The organism is Psychrobacter sp. CX90 (assembly GCF_057396305.2).
In genome coordinates this window covers 288,991-307,352 of the sequence record NZ_CM182008.1, presented here as the reverse complement: position 1 = coordinate 307,352, position 18,362 = coordinate 288,991, and the positions used below count along the sequence as shown (strand labels likewise).

The 18,362-nt window shown below is 41.1% G+C and carries 15 protein-coding genes; 9 read left to right on the top strand and 6 right to left on the bottom strand.

From position 1 onward, the window contains the following. Positions 1-77: 77 nt before the first annotated feature. Positions 78-1,568, bottom strand: coding sequence for a Na+/H+ antiporter family protein (locus AC2SLN_RS01205; protein WP_486548900.1), 1,491 nt, complete (start codon positions 1,566-1,568; stop codon positions 78-80). A 312-nt stretch (positions 1,569-1,880) separates the two neighbouring features. Here AC2SLN_RS01205 and lon point away from each other — a divergent pair, with 312 nt between their 5' ends. The 4 genes from lon to AC2SLN_RS01185 all read left to right on the top strand — a co-directional run bounded on the left by lon (position 1,881) and on the right by AC2SLN_RS01185 (position 8,451). After that, entirely contained in the window at positions 1,881-4,517 is a 2,637-nt protein-coding gene (lon, locus tag AC2SLN_RS01200; RefSeq protein ID WP_486548901.1) for an endopeptidase La, read from the top strand. Between the two features lie 650 nt (positions 4,518-5,167). Beyond that, positions 5,168-5,731 carry a superoxide dismutase family protein gene (locus AC2SLN_RS01195; protein ID WP_486548902.1) on the top strand — a complete coding sequence of 188 codons (564 nt, stop codon included), beginning with the start codon at positions 5,168-5,170 and terminating at the stop codon, positions 5,729-5,731. A gap of 540 nt (positions 5,732-6,271) precedes the next feature. After that, positions 6,272-7,330 (top strand): recombinase RecA, encoded by a 1,059-nt coding sequence (gene recA / locus AC2SLN_RS01190; protein WP_486548903.1) that lies wholly within the window; start codon positions 6,272-6,274, stop codon positions 7,328-7,330. A gap of 38 nt (positions 7,331-7,368) precedes the next feature. Continuing rightward, positions 7,369-8,451, top strand: a complete 1,083-nt coding sequence (locus AC2SLN_RS01185) for a regulatory protein RecX (RefSeq protein WP_486548904.1) — start codon at positions 7,369-7,371, stop codon at positions 8,449-8,451. A gap of 41 nt (positions 8,452-8,492) precedes the next feature. Here the strand turns inward: AC2SLN_RS01185 and AC2SLN_RS01180 are convergent, their stop codons facing one another. After that, positions 8,493-9,167, bottom strand: a complete 675-nt coding sequence (locus tag AC2SLN_RS01180) for a GNAT family N-acetyltransferase (protein WP_486548905.1) — start codon at positions 9,165-9,167, stop codon at positions 8,493-8,495. 170 nt (positions 9,168-9,337) lie between these two features. Between AC2SLN_RS01180 and truD the strand changes: the two genes are divergently transcribed. Beyond that, a complete protein-coding gene (gene truD / locus AC2SLN_RS01175; protein ID WP_486548906.1) occupies positions 9,338-10,543 on the top strand; it encodes a tRNA pseudouridine(13) synthase TruD in 1,206 nt (401 codons plus the stop codon). A gap of 74 nt (positions 10,544-10,617) precedes the next feature. Here the strand turns inward: truD and AC2SLN_RS01170 are convergent, their stop codons facing one another. After that, entirely contained in the window at positions 10,618-11,514 is an 897-nt protein-coding gene (locus AC2SLN_RS01170) for a PHP domain-containing protein (protein ID WP_486548946.1), read from the bottom strand. Between the two features lie 327 nt (positions 11,515-11,841). On the opposite strand from AC2SLN_RS01170, the gene ispZ reads away from it, so the two are divergent. From ispZ to mnmC1, 4 genes are all read left to right on the top strand, one after another. After that, complete coding sequence (gene ispZ, locus AC2SLN_RS01165; protein ID WP_486548907.1) at positions 11,842-12,426, top strand: septation protein IspZ; 585 nt, start codon at positions 11,842-11,844, stop codon at positions 12,424-12,426. A 283-nt stretch (positions 12,427-12,709) separates the two neighbouring features. Then, the gene (locus AC2SLN_RS01160) at positions 12,710-13,006 is read left to right on the top strand and encodes a YciI family protein (RefSeq protein WP_486548908.1); all 297 of its coding nucleotides are present in this window, start codon (positions 12,710-12,712) and stop codon (positions 13,004-13,006) included. A gap of 53 nt (positions 13,007-13,059) precedes the next feature. Continuing rightward, complete coding sequence (locus tag AC2SLN_RS01155; RefSeq protein ID WP_486548909.1) at positions 13,060-13,533, top strand: SH3 domain-containing protein; 474 nt, start codon at positions 13,060-13,062, stop codon at positions 13,531-13,533. 299 nt (positions 13,534-13,832) lie between these two features. Further along, entirely contained in the window at positions 13,833-15,986 is a 2,154-nt protein-coding gene (mnmC1, locus tag AC2SLN_RS01150) for an FAD-dependent 5-carboxymethylaminomethyl-2-thiouridine(34) oxidoreductase MnmC1 (RefSeq protein WP_495057349.1), read from the top strand. Between the two features lie 25 nt (positions 15,987-16,011). Here mnmC1 and AC2SLN_RS01145 read toward each other — a convergent pair whose 3' ends face one another. The 3 genes from AC2SLN_RS01145 to AC2SLN_RS01135 form a co-directional block, all read right to left on the bottom strand. Then, a complete protein-coding gene (locus AC2SLN_RS01145) occupies positions 16,012-16,893 on the bottom strand; it encodes a tRNA threonylcarbamoyladenosine dehydratase (RefSeq protein WP_486548911.1) in 882 nt (293 codons plus the stop codon). Positions 16,894-17,036: 143 nt separating this feature from the next. Continuing rightward, positions 17,037-17,948, bottom strand: a complete 912-nt coding sequence (locus AC2SLN_RS01140; protein ID WP_486548912.1) for a TatD family hydrolase — start codon at positions 17,946-17,948, stop codon at positions 17,037-17,039. Positions 17,949-18,146: 198 nt separating this feature from the next. Beyond that, positions 18,147-18,305: a hypothetical protein gene (locus AC2SLN_RS01135; RefSeq protein WP_486548913.1), complete on the bottom strand. Its 159-nt coding sequence runs from the start codon at positions 18,303-18,305 to the stop codon at positions 18,147-18,149. Positions 18,306-18,362 lie beyond the last annotated feature (57 nt).

Genomic DNA, 18,362 nt, shown 5'->3' with positions numbered 1-18,362 from the left:
TTTTTATTGAATTCACTTTATTAACTTCATTTGACATTAGAGTTTGGCTTATTTAAACACCATTTAAACTCCCATTCTTACAACACCATCGCCGCTATCCATCCGAAGATTAATAGCGGAATATTAAAATGTAAAAAGGTTGGGATAACACTGTCTTTAATGTGATCGTGCTGCCCATCGACTCCCAATCCAGATGTCGGCCCCAGTGTTGAGTCTGAAGCTGGAGAACCTGCATCGCCCAGTGCCCCTGCCGTACCAATAATAGCGACAGTTGCCATAGGTGAGAAGCCCATCGTCATACAAAGCGGCACATAAATCGCAGCAATAATCGGAATGGTCGAGAAAGAAGAGCCAATACCCATAGTCACAATTAAGCCAATTACCAACATCACTAAGGCAGCCACGCCTTTATTACCTGCAAATAAAGTGGTTGCGCCATCAATTAGCGGGGCAATCTGATCGGTTGCTTTCATCACTTCAGCGAAACCTTGGGCAGTTATCATAATAAAGCCAATCATTGCCATCAGCTTAATGCCTTCATTAAAGACACTGTCAGCTTCATTCCATTTTACGACACCTGTGGCCATAAATATGCCAAAGCCAAACAATGACCCTAATAGCAGTGAATCGGTATATAGTTGCACCACAAATGCGGTTACTATTGCCAATAAGGCAATAATCGTTTTGCCTTTACTGGGCAGCGTTGCACTGCTGGCGACGTTGGTTAATACATCGCCATTCGCATTTATATTTAGAGCTCCTGACTCCATATTACGACTAACTTCGTTGAAATTATCAGAGGCTTCAGATGAGTTAGATTTAGGTCGGGTTAAAGTGCTAGAGGCAAACTCATGAGAGGCATGCATATAGTTCCGAGGCTTACGATAACTAAAAAACACCGCTATCAGTAAACCCGTTAGCATACCGAGTGCAGGAATTGCCATGGCTTTCATAACTGAGATATTTTCAACATTTAAGCCCGCCTCGCCTACATTTTTTAGCATGATTTGGTCAAGATAAATCTCTCCAAATCCATACGGTAAGAACATATAGGTAGTAACCAAACCGAAGGTCATTAAGCAAGCCAGCAAACGCCTATCTACAGTTAAACGATTAAAAACCATTAATAATGGTGGAATAATCAAAGGAATAAAGGCAATATGTATAGGAATAAGGTTTTGGCTAAACACACTCATCAGTACCAAGCCAATAAATAATATCCACTTTATTGAGCCCTTACTTCTGCTTTTTTTCTGGTCACTTTGTTGCTCAGGTTGTTGATTTTTTTGTTGATTATTGAGACGATGAATAACACTGTTTGATAATGATTGTGGCAAGCCAGAATGGGCAATCGCAACGGCAAAAGCTCCTAACAAGGCATAAGACAGTGCAATTTGCGCCCCATTTTTGATACCTTCTTGAAAGGCAGTTAATGTGGCATCAACTCCCAAACCACCTACCAGTCCTCCAACCATTGCCCCAATCAGCAAGCTTAGTACGACATGCACACGAGCAAGCGATAAGCCCAGCATGATAATCACTGCTAATAGCACCGCATTTATCATCATATATCTACCTTTAATAAATAAACAACCTCTAGCTTTTAACCCTCGTTAACAGCAGAGCTTAAAAAAGACACACATTCTACCTGATTTTTTAGCACAAATAAGGGTCTATAGTATGTTTGATGACACTTAGTTTGATGACACTTATTGGTTTCATGCTACTTATTGGTAACCCTTAAACTTGTAATTTCTGTTACCACCACCATTTAGAGAGATAAGATAGAAAGATAAGACCCTAAGTTATATTAAGATCATTAAAAGCAAGCTGGGCACCCTATTATTACATATGCCTGCATTCTGCTATAGGAAACACTTATGAGCAATAAAAAAACAAACATTGATAACCCAATCTTAGATGCCGAAATTGAAAGCATTATCGATACAACAGAACAAAGTATTGAAGAAGAACAGCGCAGTGAACAAGATATAGCTGAAGAGAGTTTGCAACAAGGCCCTTCTGAGGCAGCTGACAATGATGCTGACGACAGTGATGCTGACAATGAAACTATACAGCGAGATGACCCTACTCACTTGCCATTATTAGCACTTCGCGATGTGGTGGTATATCCGCATATGCAGATCGCTTTGTTTGTGGGCCGTGTGCCCTCAGTAAAAGCCATTGAATTGGCGCAAAGTGAATATGATGACTTAGTCTTGGTGGTTGCTCAAAAAGACTCGCTCACGGAAGATATCGATCAAGAAAACTTGTATCAATATGGTACCCTTTGTCGCATTATCAGTACTATGCCACACGATAGTGATGAGAACTGTATCAAAGTCCTTATTGAGGGTCAGTACCGAGTGAGGTTGGACGCTATTAAGAAAGCCACTAATGATAAAGAAGCTGTGTTAATGGCTGACTTTGTTCGCAGCGATATTACCTTGCCACTAGATGATAACCAGCAAGATAACACTATGAAGGCTTTACGTAGCTTGTTTGCAAGCTACGCTGATGCTCGCCTGCGCAATAGCCGTGAACTCATTCGGGTCACTGAGCGTATCGATGATTTACTTGAGCTGGTGTACTTTATAGCCACACGTGTATCAATGGACTTAGAGATAAAGCAGCAATTGCTTGAAAAAGATGATATTGCTAAGCACATTAATATACTTACTGAATATTTGGCAAAGCAAAGCGCTGAGCAGTCCATTGAACAAGATATCCAAGATGCTGTGCGCCGCCAGATGGAAAACAATCAACGTGAATACTTCTTAAATGAGAAGATGAAAGCCATCAAAAATGAGCTTTCAGATATCAGTGACAGTGGCTTTGATGGTGAAGATGATATTGAAGAGCTTCAGACTCGTCTTGAAGAAGCCAATTTGCCTGATGACGTACGCAAAAAAGCAGAGCAAGAATTTAAAAAGCTTAAAATGATGCCCCCTGCATCAAGTGAATCCTCAGTGGTACGTAACTATATTGAGTGGATATTAGATACGCCATGGAAAACTTCTACTAAGGTCTCGGTTAAACTTGATAAAGCCGAAACCGTGCTTGAAGAGGATCATTATGGCTTAAAGGATGTTAAAGACCGTATTTTAGAATACTTAGCCGTGCAATCTCGTGTTAAAAAACTGCGTGGACCTATTCTATGTTTGGTAGGCCCTCCTGGCGTAGGTAAGACGTCATTGGGCGAATCTATTGCTCGTGCAACAGGTCGTAAATTTGTGCGCATGGCGCTTGGCGGAGTGCGTGATGAGGCGGAAATCCGTGGTCACCGACGCACCTACATCGGCGCTATGCCGGGTAAAATTGTTCAGTCGTTGGCGAAAGTAGAGGTTAATAACCCGCTATTCTTGCTGGATGAAATTGATAAAATGGCACAAGACTTCCGTGGTGATCCAGCCTCTGCCCTACTTGAAGTATTAGACCCATCACAAAACAACAAATTTAATGACCATTATTTAGATTTAGATTTAGATTTATCGCAAGTGATGTTTATCTGTACCGCTAACAGTATGGATATACCACCAGCGCTACTTGATCGTATGGAAGTCATACGTCTACCCGGATACACCGAAGATGAAAAAATTAACATCGCTGAAAAATACTTGGTACCAAAAGCCATTAAGCAAAATGGCCTAAAGAACGAAGAAATTGAGATTGTACCAGAAGCACTACACAGCATCGTTCAGCGTTATACTCGTGAAGCTGGTGTGCGTAACCTCGAACGCGAAGTTAATAAGATTTGCCGTAAAGTGGTGCGTGAGTCGATTGAAAAGTATGGCGTTAAACCGTCGAAGAAAGCCAAGATCGAGACAGTCGTGGTAGATGCTGACAACATCAATGATTATCTTGGTGTACATAAATATGACTATGGTTTAGCGGAAGAGGAACCCGAAGTTGGCCGTGTCACAGGTCTGGCTTGGACCAGTGTCGGCGGTGAGCTACTCACGATCGAAGCCATAACTATGCCAGGTAAAGGGGATTTTGTTTATACAGGATCGCTCGGTGATGTCATGAAGGAGTCTATTCGAGCGGCCATGAGTGTGGTTCGAGCACGTGGCGAGATGCTTGGGATTGACTATGAAACCTTTAAATCAAAAGACGTGCATGTTCACATGCCTGAAGGGGCGACGCCTAAAGATGGCCCGTCTGCTGGTATTGCATTAACCACGGCGTTAGTATCTGCCATGACTGGGATTGCGATTCGTCCAGACATTGCTATGACAGGTGAAGTAACTTTGCGTGGTAAGGTACTGCGTATTGGCGGGCTTAAAGAGAAGCTTTTAGCAGCGCACCGTGGCGGCATCAAACATGTCCTGATACCAGAGTCTAATGAGCGTGATTTGGTAGAAATACCAGATAACGTGAAAGAAGGCCTAACGATTCAGCCTGTGGCTACGATTGACGAGGTGCTTAAAGTGGCTTTGGTTAAAATGCCGAAAGCTATAAAGCCCACTAAAGTAACCGTAGACACTACTAAGTCAAAAAAAGCCCTACGCAGTTAATTTGACTGCTCATATCAGCATGAGGTCTTTTATATGAATATTTTTATATAACGGTGCTGCAACTCTCATTATTTACTCCTTTATAAAAAGCCGCTTGATTTTGTATCAAGCGGCTTTTTATTGCTTGTGTCCTTTCAATCCGCACTATCGTCAATCCGTACTATCGACGGTAAACTTATGAAATCGCTACGGTGCTAATCTTGTGCAGCCTACCGTTGTAGTACTTTCACACGTTTTCCTTGTATTGATATTAAAGCTCTTTAACTGTAGTTTGAATAAGACAGACCTATTACTCCTCCCTATTTATATACGCTTCTTTACCCTTTTAACATTTAATAACGTATTGCAACGCTTAAACTAATAGTTTCTAGATTCTAAACGCTATACTAAATACGCTATACTAAATATAGTAATCAGCAAATACGGCAAATGCTATAGTTTTCTAGCTTCAGAAAATTGCGACTTTATTTTAGTGCACTATTTATAGCGTTATACCGTAAAAAATAACGGTTAAAACTAATGGTTAAAAAGTAACTCTTGCAAAGTAACTATATAATAAAAACGACTGTTAATAACTGTCGCTATTTACATTATCGGCTAATATTAACTTTTTCTTAATCTCAATCAGGAACTTATAATAGGAGTGTTATATGCAATCTCATATACAAAAGATATTCACTACTTCAGCAATTCTTACTTCGGCTTTAGTATTATCTGCATGTCAAACTACCCCGCCTAAAGCAAGTCCACCTGCTGAGGTTAAACCCACTTTGAAATCTCAAATCTTTGCTTTCGATCAGAAAAATACCAAACTCGGCAATATGTATTTACGCCCTGTTGCAGACGGTGTGCAAGTGTTTGGCAAATTGTCCGGCTTTCAACCAGGGACAACGGTTTCTGTTCATATTCATGAAACCGGTAATTGTTCAAACATGGGTAAAGCGGCTGGCGGACATTTTAATCCTTTTAATAAGCCACATGGTAACCCAGACTCCGCAGAAAGCCATGCAGGCGACTTACCTAACGTTACTGCAGATGCCTATGGTGTTGCGTCAATGAACTTTGTAAATAAAGATATTTCAGTTGATATGACAGGCAAAAATAGCGTGTATAAACGCGCCTTTATTGTGCATGCTGGTACGGATGATTATGTCAGTCAACCTTCTGGTAACTCAGGTGACCGCATTGCCTGTGGTGTTATTGAAAAATTTTAATTAAAAGTTAAGTAAAAAGTTAAGCAAATAGGTATTACGCTAAAAACTACCTTTAAAGGTCAACTTTAACTCTAGTTGACCTTTTTATATTCTGGCCTCAGCTCTTAGTTATCTATTTACTATAAAAAGCGGGACACCAGTAACATTCACTCATTTAGAAATATATCTATATAGTTACCCTGACCCACATGTATCCATGCTATCACGTTATTTTTATATCCTCTTTAATCTATTGAAGTGGCTCTCTTTCTTTAACTTATCTTACTAGATTTACACTCTTTTACTCTTTGCGACAATATTTGTCGTCTGGTATCGTTTATACCCTATTAACTCGTCTACAATTTGTTATACTTATCTCATAAAAGAAACACTCTACCCTCCTTATTATTTAAGTTATTTAAGCAATTTTTGCCAATAATATTAAGCATACTGTAATACCTCATAATGGTTCATCTATTTTAGTCGCACTGTTCACAGCTTGTTTAAACTTTATAATGAATAACACCTTATTTAAATAATCAATAAAATTAGGACATCACTATGGATGACAACAAAGCCAAAGCGCTCAAAGCTGCTTTAGGTCAAATTGAAAAGCAATTTGGTAAAAATACGATTATGCATTTGGGCGATAACTCTGCCACGCTTGATGTGGATGTGGTATCCACAGGATCGCTCGGTCTTGACATTGCTTTAGGCATTGGCGGATTGCCTAAAGGCCGTATCGTTGAAATTTACGGGCCTGAAAGCTCTGGTAAAACCACTCTAACCTTACAAGCTATTGCTGAGTGTCAAAAGCAAGGGGGCACTTGTGCCTTTATTGATGCCGAACATGCATTAGATCCTATTTATGCGCGTAAACTTGGGGTTAATACCGATGATTTATTGGTATCACAACCAGATAATGGCGAACAAGCATTAGAAATTACTGACATGTTGGTTCGTTCGGGCGCTCTTGATATGATTGTTATTGACTCAGTAGCTGCACTGACGCCGCGTGCTGAAATCGAAGGTGAGATGGGTGATAGCCATATGGGCTTGCAAGCACGTCTCATGAGTCAGGCACTGCGTAAAATTACCGGTAATGCTAAACGCTCAAACTGTATGGTCATCTTTATTAACCAGATTCGTATGAAAATCGGCGTTATGTTTGGATCTCCTGAGACCACGACAGGCGGTAACGCATTGAAATTCTACGCATCCGTACGCTTAGACATTCGCCGCATTGGGGCCGTTAAGAGTGGCGATGAGATTATTGGTAACCAAACCCGTGTTAAAGTTATTAAAAACAAAATGGCACCCCCTTTCCGCCAAGCTGAGTTTGAAATTACTTATGGCGAAGGTACCAATCACTTAGCCGAAGTGATTGACTTAGGGGTTGATATTGGTGTCGTTGGTAAGGCGGGCGCTTGGTATAGCTATGGCGATGAAAAAATCGGTCAAGGTAAAGCCAATTCCGTTTTATTCTTAAAGGATAACCCCGCTATTGCTGAAGAAATCGAAGCTAAAATACGGGCGGAAAAACTTGCCGTAGCAGATGACAAGAAGCAAGAAGAAAAAGCGTCAGATGATACTGCAACACCCATTACTGACGTTGAATAATTTCAGCTGATAAGAATAACGATGAAAACAGACATACAATGGAGATAAAGACCTTAGCTCAGATCTTGGAGGAGAACCCTGATAGTGCTAATAAACCTTCAGACTATCGTAAAAGGAAGGCGCCTAAAGATCGACAAATTAAGAAACAAAAACAACAATTACGGGCGCCTATTATTTCTACCCGTAGTTCTACCCATAGCTTTACTGTATCTGATGATTTAGATACAGCAAAACTATGGGAAACTGAGGCTGAGGAAAAGAGCCCTGACTCTAAGAACACTGAGCGACAAAATAAGCATCATAGCCCAAAGCGACAAAAGCAAAAAACATTTCATCCCGCTTCTCCTTATCAACCTAAGATAGAGAGCACTCCCCCTGTAAAAGAGGTAAATCCCAATAGTATTAAAAACCTATTAGCACAGGTAAAATCGGAAGGTTCTGCAAGTAGCAATGATACAGTGACATCTCAAGCTGAAGTCGAAACTATTCAAACGAAACACTGTGAGACCGATGCTCTCTCTCGTTTAGACAATCTACCGGCGGCCTTAAAGGCTTATCTTAAAACCCCTGAGCAGCGCCAAGCTGAGAAAGAAGCAATTAAGGCAAATAGCCGCCTACGTTGGCTTGCTTTTTATTATTTGTCACGCCGTGAGCATTCAGCAGGCGAGCTGCGTCAAAAGCTCATTGATAAAGAACAAGACCCTGTAAAGATTGACGAATTATTAGCGGAATTTTCTGAAAAAGGCTATCAAAGTGATTACCGTACGGCTTTAATGTTAATCCGAGAAGGTATTCGTAAGCGTTATGGACGGGTAAGAATTAAGAACGACTTTTACAAACGTAGAGTCGCCATGCCTTCTAATATTGATGAGCTCATTGATATGGCGATGGATGACAATGAAGAGTTTGCAGACGTATTATCTGATAATGACTTAGTTGAGGGCGTTGATTGGCTTCGATTAGCGGTGGAAGCACGGGTTAAAAAATATGGCGACGCCATTCCTACTGAGCCTAAAGAAAAAGCAAAGCAATTGCGGTTTTTACAGTATCGAGGCTTCAAACCCGACATATGCTTTCAGGCGATAGGTTTTAACTTAGAGTCGCTTGATAGTCGGTTTTAGTATCAGGATTTATTTAAACCCATTTCTTTAAGCATATTTCTTTAAACCCATTTTTCCAATTCCAACAGCTTTAAGTCATCAAACTTTGGCTCGCCATTATTGCCATCTACGGGAAACGGTTGACTGTTCCCCGTCAATTCATAGCCTCGACGCTGATAGTAGGCCAATAGCTCGGGTCTTCGTTCTAATACACTCATTTTTAAATGGGCCAAGTTTTGATGACTCGTTGATTCATTATCAGCATTTGCTTGTTTATCGTTATTTTTCTTAGCACTGTTTATAACGCCATTTAAATGACGAACAGCAAAAGTTTCTGCAGCAAAGAGCACCTCATTACCGATTCCTTTGCCCTGTAGCATGGGATCAACAGCAAAAGTGCCTATATAAGCTGAATCATACGCTAAAATAGTCTCATTAGAATCATCATTTTTAAAATCATTTGTTTTTATTTCGACCGAAATACAAGCCAATACTTTTCCTGTTTCTTGTGTCTTATCTGTTTGCGCATCTATAAAAACATCAGGATAGACAAATAAATAATGCTTAGGATTAGTAATCATCGCTTCGATTTCAGCGGCAGTAGTCCGAATGCCAATGACCAAATGAGCCTCATTGGTCCAGCCCACATTGAGACGATAACTTTGATTTAATAAAGTCAGTAATGCTGGTACGTCTTCTACCGTCGCTTGACGTAGACGAACTTTGGGCTTAGACATTGGATTTGTCTCCAAGATTATGCATGGATAAAATAGACTATATATGACATGCCTCCGCCCTCTATTAAAACAGATAATGAAAGCAAAGGTAAAGTTAGAATGTGTTGCTAGGTTCCCTACTTGCTCATGTTATTATAATGAAATTAATTTGAAAGTATTGAGCCAAACATATGATCAATCCACAAGCAGATAATGTTCCTTTTACCCAAATCACTGCGCAACAAATACAAGCACTTACCGACCTTGCTCAGTTTCCACAACCTTATCCGACCCCTATCTCGTATGCTACTTTTAAAAACACCCCCAGTGACTTTCAGGTTAATGAAATACTAGACCTAGAGTTAAGCGGTGTTGGCGAGCATTTATGGTTGCAGATTACAAAGAGTGGTATGAATACCACATTTGTTGCACAGCAACTGGCTAAGTGGGCTAACATACCGAGCCGTGATGTCGGTTATTCTGGGTTAAAAGATCGTCAGGCAGTCACTACTCAGTGGTTTAGCTTACGCATACCTAAACAAGCAATGCCTGAGACTAATCTTGACGATTTCATCACATCAAATCGACTCAAAGAAAAATCAACTGCTAGAACATCGGGGGGATCTAACGAAGATGAGACCATTAAGGTTCTGAAACAAGTTTGGCACAGCAAAAAGCTAAATAGAGGCACCCACAAAGCCAACCATTTTGTCATTACCTTACGCGAGATTCAGCTCAATCCTGATGTCTCAGACAATAAGCACACCGTCGATGCCACCTTAAATACGATTGGTAAGCAAGGGGTACCAAATTACTTTGGAAATCAACGCTTTGGTCGAAATGGTAATAATATTGTTGCCGCTATAGAGTGGTTTGAGCACGGCACAATAAACGATCGCAAGCCCCACCCTAAGAAAAGCCGAGATATCCAGTCGTTGCTATTATCCTCCGCTCGCAGTGCTATTTTTAATCAAATTTTAGCGGAACGAGTGATAAACAGTAGCTGGAATACCGGACTCGATGGCGAGGTCTTTAATCTGGAAGGATCGGGCTCACTTTTTGCCTGTGAGCAGTTAGATGAGGATTTAAAGACACGTGTGGCTAGCGGTGATATCCACCCTACAGGGCCGCTGTGGGGCATCAAAAACGATAAAGTAAGTGGTATTGCCAAGACAATAGAAGCCGAAGTTATAGCAGCCAATCCTATCTTAACAAGACTGGCTAAGGGACTCGATGAAAAACAAATTAAATCTATGCGCCGGGCATTACGACTACCAATCACTAACTTGCAATGGACATGGCCTGATGACTCAACACTAGTCCTAGATTTCACACTTCCCACGGGCACATTCGCTACCAGCGTTTTAGCCAGTATTGTGAAAAATTTAGATGGCTAATTAGATAGCCTATTTAGAGAGCGAATGCAAACGGCTTATTTATATAGCTTATTTAAATAGCTAAGCGACTAATATCAAGCCAGCATATCCTCTATGACCAATCTTTGACCCTCCGCTAAGCGTGGTACATCGCCAAGCCTACGCCAAGGCATGCTTGTACCATGAAAATCACTACCTGTAGAAACCATTAAATTGTGCTCTGCAATGCAACGATCAATCATTCGCCGCTTGCTAATCGGCTCATCATTGCTCGGTAATTCACAAGCATCACCGCCAAACTGAGCAAACTCTGCAATCAGTTTGCGTACGCGAGTTGCGGATAAGTTGTACCGGGTTGGATGCGCCAACACTGCCTTACCTCCGCAGCGATGAATCAAGCTGATCGTATCTTCCATGCTCAACGTCTCAATAGGCACATAGGCTGCTTTATTATCTGCCAGATATTTATCAAATGCTTTTTGCATGGAAGGTACAATGGCAAACTCTAAAAGCACTTTAGCGATATGAGCACGCCCCACTGCCTCGGCATTGCCATCCGCTTTTGCTAATACCGCTTGCCATAGCTCTTCAAAGTCAAAGTCAGTCAGCTCTGCCATCTTCTCAATAATGGCGCGCCCCCTATTGGCTCGGCTTTGTTGTATATGCGTTAGGGTGTCGTTCATCTCAGCAAAGTTTTTAAATCCCAAAGCCAATACATGAATAACTTTGTCTGTTTCTTTGTTTTTACCATAACCACCTGTAAGGGTGTGCTGGCAACTAATTTCCACACCATTGATTAAGGTCATACCAAGCTCTTCTGCTTTTTGCCGGGCTTCTGGTATCCCTAACAACGTATCATGGTCGGTTAATGCAAACACCTCAATGTTTTTTTCATGTGCTTTTTCTACTAAAGTTGTGGGATCATTACTACCGTCAGAACATGTGCTATGACTATGTAAATCAATTAACGTGTCGGTATGCTTTTTACTCATGTCAATAGGAGTATGCGTCGATGTTGTGTTAGGTTGTTGTGCTTTAGTAGGCATATTGACTCTAATTTAAGGGTTTGAAAGAGAGTTGATTGATGTCTATTTTAACGGTTTATTGACTCCCTTTGTTAATAAATAACAATATATAAGCCGTCAGCAAATACTGACTGTTTAAGTTAGCATTTCTAATCCAGCTTTCTAACCCCACTATTTTAACTAAAGTAGGCTCTGCGGTGTTATGACTTTTTTTTGTCGGCAATGGCGTGTAAACTATCGACATTAATATGTCCTTTATGACATAAACCTTATTTTTTAAACACTGTGGTCACTATGAAAGCATTTTTAGACTTTATTCCCCTCATCGCCTTTTTCTATGTGGCAAAAATGCATGGCATTCTTGCTGGTGCAGGGGCAATTTTGGTAGCCACTGTTGCTGTCTCTATTATTCATCTAATGACGCAAAAAGGTAAACTACATAAGCAGCAGTGGATCACACTTGTGCTGACCGTACTATTTTGCGGTCTAACCTTGATGTTCGATGATGATATTTACTTAAAATGGAAATCCACGGTAATTAATGGCGTATTTGCTGTGGCTTTACTGGTTAGTGTGTTAATGAACAGACCTTTATTAAAAATGGTCATGAAAAATGTGTTCTCATTAACTCAATCTGGCTGGAATAAGCTGACTTTAGCTTGGACAGGATACTTTGTGTTAATGGCGGCATTGCAATATTATTTTGCTTTTTTTACGCCTGAACCCACATGGATTAACTTTAAAACTTGGGGCTGGATTCCATTTATGGTGGTGTTTATGGTTGGACAGTTTGTTTTACTACGAAACCATATGAATCCAGAGCTTGCTAATTCTGCTGCAGAAAAAGCAAAAGAACGAGAAAACCAAAAGAAACCTTAACGTTGAGTCACTAGATAGAGCGATTCGCTTTTAACTGGTCTCATCTTAATAAATTTGCTAAAGCATCACTATCGTAAACATAAGCAATAGATATAGTTGTTATAGATATGGGCTACATTGTTTACAAGGCAACCAAACGCAGATATGTAGCTGTTTATTAAACTAAGTACAGCTTATTAAAAGGGTGCTACTAGCGAGGTCAACCGTTCAACCATATAGAAACTTTGACGATATCTTTATCAGTTTTGATTCAACCCTTACCTATTTAACTAACGAGATTATTATGTCATTATTCGCTATTATTGGTCATGATGTTGCCAACTCATCTACGCTTCGTAAACAGGTACGTGCCCAGCACTTAGCCCGTTTGGACAAACTGATTGACGAAAATCGACTCATTATTGCTGGTCCAACACCTATTGAACACGGTCAAACTGACATGTCAGGTAGCCTGATCATTGCTGAATTTAATAGTATTGAGGCTGCACAAACTTGGGCAAATGATGATCCTTATATTAAGGCAGGTGTCTACAGTCATGTGGATATTAAACCCTTTATCCAATCGCTACCAAAAGATTAATGCCTACCATAAACACCTATTTTACCCGTCCGATTTAATTGGAAATCGCTTCAATGCCAATACCCATCTCAATATCTCGTGTACTGTGCCTAGCTTTTATAGTGACCTTGACAGCATCATTGGCGAGGGCAGAACCTACTGTTATTGTTAATAATCCAACGACTGAACTTGCGGACTCAGAATCAGCCCCTAGCGACCCTCAAATAGCGCCTTTACCATCCTCGCCATTTAATGAGCAAGTTACCGACAATATTAATGACATAAGTACTGATGCCCTTGCTAACCCCAATAGCCTTGCCAGTGCCATGCACCCCAGCGATGCTGAATTATCCGCTGCTAATCAAGAGCTTCTTGGACGTAATGCTCGATTACAGCGTGATGTCAATGATTTAGAAACCCGCGTTAACGTACTGATCAATGAGCGTAGTGGTCAATTATTTATGTATGGTGCCATTACCGTGACTATTGCTTTATTCCTTGGTTTTGTTTTGGGCTGGTATATGTTTGGTCGTAGAGATAACTGGTAAGTTTTGAGCTATAAGATTATACAGTCAAACTCCTTACCTTTTACTTAACTTCTTTATTTATACTTAACCTCTTCATTTATCTTGAGATTTATTTGACAGAACTGTCGTTAAAAACTCTAAAATCGACACAAGGTAACCAAATAGACTTGGTTTGACCATGACCACAGACAGGCACTCCATACTTTGCTATGACACATCTCAAACACTATCAAACTGCTTCTGAAGGGTCTTCCAATAATAGATCTTCTAATACTAGATCTTCTAATACTAGGGCTTCTAATACCAAGGCTTCTAATAACTTGCCTATTAGCCCTGCCAAGCTGTCATGGCAAGAAGATGCACAAGGGGTCTTGGTACCCGTCTCTGAATTGTTTGGAGATGTCTATTACTCCTTAGCAGATGGTTTGGCAGAATCTCGATATGTCTTTAGTGAGCAAAACCACCTACCTCAACGTTTTGCCTCCCTATTAAAAAAAGCTCCAACGAACCCTAGTTATCAGAGCTTTACCATTGCTGAATTAGGATTTGGTACTGGCCTAAATGTGTTAGCGACTTGGCAATTATGGGATAAGGTCAAAACGGAGCATACTGAGAAAAATCAATCAAACATCCCTTCACATTTAACCCCTCGCCTACATTTTATCAGCACCGAAAAATATCCGCTTACTCATGCAGATCTCAAACAAAGTTTAAGCAATTGGCAACAGCATGAACCAAGCCTTGCTCCTTTTATTGTTAAGCTACTTGAACTGTATCCAAGTTTGGTTGCAGGATGCCATCGTCTCCATTTAGCGGAGGATGTTACCCTAGACTTGTGGTTAGGAGACGCTGCTAAAAATCTGGCTAAGTTAGATAATACCGCTCACATTTTACCCAAGGCTAGCGTTAATACGCCTCATCCTCATATCGATGCTTGGTTTTTAGATGGTTTTGCGCCGTCACGCAATGAATCATTGTGGGCTGATGAAATTTTTGCCCAGATACAACGATTATCAAAACCCGGTACCACAGTAGCGACATTTAGTTCTGCAGGTGTGGTAAAAAGAGGGTTGATAAACGCTGGCTTTGCTATCAAAAAAGCCAAAGGCTTTGGACATAAACGTGAGATGCTAACCGCTAGAATGGGTAATGCAGAAAACTCACAATCTTCGATTTTCCTACCTGATAATGGTTTAGAAGAGAACTTTTTATCACCGGATAATTCACAGCAGAAATACTCCCAACACAGCTATTCTCACATTGCCATTATTGGCGCTGGCGTTTCAGGTTTAATGGCAGCTTGGGCATTGGCACAGCGTGGCATTAAAATTACCTTATTGGACAAAGCCGCGCCCTTGGCTGGAGCTTCGGGTAATCCACGCGCACTACTTACCCCCAAGATGACACCTCTTAAGCACGTAGATGAGCATTTACATACTATGGGTTATTTGTACAGCCAACGCTTTTATCGGCAGCTTGACGCAAACCCCAACTATTTGAGTCAGAATAAGCCCTGCATCTTTGAACCTACTGCTACGCTAGACTTAATGCTGAAGTCGAACATTAATACCGCCCAAGTTTCTGAATATCCTGAGTCGATAGCAACGACGCTAACCCATGCTGAGGCACAAAAAAAATCGGGACTGACCAAGCAAAATTTACATAACAACCTATATCTACCGCAAGCGGGTTTGGTCAATCCAAAAGCATTGGCTGATACCGTACTCCATCATCCGCTGATTAACTTTGTACAAGCTGATGTAGAAAAAATAGTTCACAATGTGGCTGATAAGAACGCCGATATAACCAACGGCGTTTGTCTAAATTTGAAATCTTCAACAATGGAAAAATTGTGTGCAGATAGCGTTGTGATTGCCATAGCGCATGTCAGTCAATCGTTAGACAGCCGTATATTTGAGTTCCGCAAAATACGCGGGCAATTATCATGGTTTGAGCCTACTGAAGAACAACGTAAAGCACTGCCTAACCTACCTTTAAAATATGGTGGTTATTGTGCGCAGTTCACACCAAATGATTCTGATGATGAGCTTAACCCAGTCACTACAAACTGTTCTACTTTCTTGTTAGGGGCTAGCTTCGTACGTAACGATATAGCCACAGATATTCGGGAGTCAGAACACAGGGTTAATAAAGAGAAATTGGTCAGCGCCATCCCAGAGCTTGAGAAGCTTTTTAGTTCGCAAAAACAAGATGCGGAAAATGAGTATTCAGGGTGGAAAGCACGGGCAGGTATTCGAGCGCAAACACCAGACTATCATCCATTGGTTGGTCAAGTGGGTAATGACGGGCTAATTTGGACCCTAAGTGGTATGGGCTCAAAGGGCTATGCGTTTGCCCCGCTTTGCGCTGAAGCTTTGGCGGATATGATGACGGGTCAATTTTGTCCCCTATCGAGTTCGATGCTTGCTCAGCTATCGCCAAAGCGTAAAAGCTTACTGAAGCCTTTGCGCTAAGATTTCATTAGCGCACCTAATTTTTCTATTTATTCGAGAAAATCTTGCTCAACATATCGAGTGTTTCACTGACCATGACCATACCCACCACTGAGGTAACAGCAACCGCAGAGCCATAACCACCGCAGTGTAGACTACCTGTCTGACAGGCATTGTCGCCTTTACCCACAATAGGTGGCTGAGTGGAATAGACGCATCTAATGCCAAACTTTTCTTTCATCTCTTTATTGATGCCATGTTCATGGCGCAGCTTGGTGCGCAATCTTGCTAATAGGGGATCTTGAAAGGTATCTTTCAGATCGCTTACGGTAATTTGCAGCGGGTCTGTTTTTCCACCTGCTCCGCCAGCACAAATCAACTTCAACTTATTAAAACGGCAGTGTAAGGCGATGGCTATTTTTGCAGACATATCATCTGTACAGTCCAATACTATAGTTGTTTCGCCATGTTGTAACCTTTGTCTAGCATCATCACGGCTTGGTAGTAATTCCCGAACATTATCGGCCGTTAAAAAGTCATCCACTTGAGTGATCACAACATTAGGATTTATTTGCGAAGCGCGCTCTGCCATGACAGCGACTTTACTCTTGCCAAAGTTACTGTCCAATGCAGGCAATTGGCGATTGACATTAGAGGCAACCAGCACATCCATATCCACTAGGGTTAGTTTACCCACACCAGTGCGTGCTAAACCTTCTACAACCCAAGCGCCTACTCCACCAATACCTATGACTATCACATGCGCATTAGCAAAGCGGTTAAAGCTATTATGCCCATACAAAGTTTGGGTACCCTGAAAACGACGCTGATACTGAGTGGTATCGACGTCTCTAGTAGCATTGCTACTAGAAGCAGAGCTAGTTGCGCTAGAGGCATTGATTAAGGCGTGCGCATTATCTACAGTCATAACAAAATATATATCAAATAAGTTGGGGGGAAAGTTAAATTTAACATAACACATTCAGCAGTTAATCACGATGTTAGTCAACCCGCTTTATAAACTTCTATCACTTTTACTTAAACGTGCTTGGACGTATCGGCTTAACAAAATCATCTCACATCTGGCAAAACCCAGTTAACGTTTAAGGCATCACAGCTGTTTTGCCATAACTGAATGGCTAAGTGTCCAGGCTCTACTGCTAATAACTCACTAAGACTTGTTAAAACTATGCCTAGGTTTTCAGGCTCATTACGGGTATGAGTATCACCTACCTGACACTGAATGGGCGTCATATCGGGGCAGTCGGTTTCTAACACCAAACATTCTAGCCCATATTCTTCAACAGCAGCCACAATTGAGCGATGCAGTTTTTTTGCATTAGGGTTAGTTATTTGACCGGTTACACCAAGTTTGAAACCCAACTTAATAAACGCTTTGGCCTCTTGCTCTCCACCACTAAAGCTATGCGCAATGCCGCCAAGCTTTTTGGCATTGTACGAATGCGACTTTAAAATGGCGAGTGTCTCGGCATGGGCTTTACGGATATGCAGTAATACTGGCAAGTGATGCTCTACCGCTAAATTCAGTTGCGCTATAAAAAACTGTTTTTGTTTGGCAACCGCATCCGGTGTTTTTAATTCATCAGTAAAGGTATCCAAACCAATCTCGCCAATGGCAATGGGAGGATTGAGTGTCACAAATCGAGCTAAACTCTCTAAATCTGCTTGTGTATGCTCGGCAATATAGGCAGGATGCAAACCCATTGCCAAATGGGCGGTCGGAACCTTCAATACGTCGTTCTTTAATGCGATTTCTGAGTTTACTCGTTGAAGCTGATGTTTGACATTTTTTAATCGCTCAAAGTATTTTGCTAAATAACCAACTAATAGCAAATGACGAACACCCGCCTCATACGCAGAATGCGCCAACTGAATCCTATCTTGATCGAACGCAAAATCATCAAAGTGAGTATGGGTATCGATCAGCGGCGCAATGAAGTTTTTAGACGCTAAAGTAGGCATAATGGTATACAACTATTTACTGGTAGTTACTGTTAGGTATTGTTCGCTCAAGTCATATCAGGATTAATGAGCAAAGGCTTTAAAAACAGTGTCGAAGCAATCAGCACAGCGCAGGCAAGATAGCCCAGCACTGTTGCACTTAAAGCAAGTATGTGTAGAGAACGCGGGGTTAACAGGGTAACCTTTTATTATTATCAGTTAGTCCTTATTACAATCTGTTTGTTTCTCATTATTTTGTTCAGGTTTTGATTGAGGGTTATCTATTGGTTTGATAATAGGAGCACGGCTACTACGTCTTGGGATAAGCAGCAACGCCACCCCAATTCCGACAAGTTTTATTAAATTAGATGTACGCATAACCCTCCGGTAAAACTATCAGGTGTCTAAGCTCTCTAAATCCATATTTTAGAATAT

Coding starts and splice junctions, on each gene's coding strand:
- AC2SLN_RS01205 (WP_486548900.1), bottom strand. CDS start 1,568: ATGATGATAAATGCGGTGCTATTAGCAGTGATTATCATGCTGGGCTTA.
- lon (WP_486548901.1), top strand. CDS start 1,881: ATGAGCAATAAAAAAACAAACATTGATAACCCAATCTTAGATGCCGAA.
- AC2SLN_RS01195 (WP_486548902.1), top strand. CDS start 5,168: ATGCAATCTCATATACAAAAGATATTCACTACTTCAGCAATTCTTACT.
- recA (WP_486548903.1), top strand. CDS start 6,272: ATGGATGACAACAAAGCCAAAGCGCTCAAAGCTGCTTTAGGTCAAATT.
- AC2SLN_RS01185 (WP_486548904.1), top strand. CDS start 7,369: ATGGAGATAAAGACCTTAGCTCAGATCTTGGAGGAGAACCCTGATAGT.
- AC2SLN_RS01180 (WP_486548905.1), bottom strand. CDS start 9,167: ATGTCTAAGCCCAAAGTTCGTCTACGTCAAGCGACGGTAGAAGACGTA.
- truD (WP_486548906.1), top strand. CDS start 9,338: ATGATCAATCCACAAGCAGATAATGTTCCTTTTACCCAAATCACTGCG.
- AC2SLN_RS01170 (WP_486548946.1), bottom strand. CDS start 11,514: ATGAGTAAAAAGCATACCGACACGTTAATTGATTTACATAGTCATAGC.
- ispZ (WP_486548907.1), top strand. CDS start 11,842: ATGAAAGCATTTTTAGACTTTATTCCCCTCATCGCCTTTTTCTATGTG.
- AC2SLN_RS01160 (WP_486548908.1), top strand. CDS start 12,710: ATGTCATTATTCGCTATTATTGGTCATGATGTTGCCAACTCATCTACG.
- AC2SLN_RS01155 (WP_486548909.1), top strand. CDS start 13,060: ATGCCAATACCCATCTCAATATCTCGTGTACTGTGCCTAGCTTTTATA.
- AC2SLN_RS01145 (WP_486548911.1), bottom strand. CDS start 16,893: ATGACTGTAGATAATGCGCACGCCTTAATCAATGCCTCTAGCGCAACT.
- AC2SLN_RS01140 (WP_486548912.1), bottom strand. CDS start 17,948: ATGCCTACTTTAGCGTCTAAAAACTTCATTGCGCCGCTGATCGATACC.
- AC2SLN_RS01135 (WP_486548913.1), bottom strand. CDS start 18,305: ATGCGTACATCTAATTTAATAAAACTTGTCGGAATTGGGGTGGCGTTG.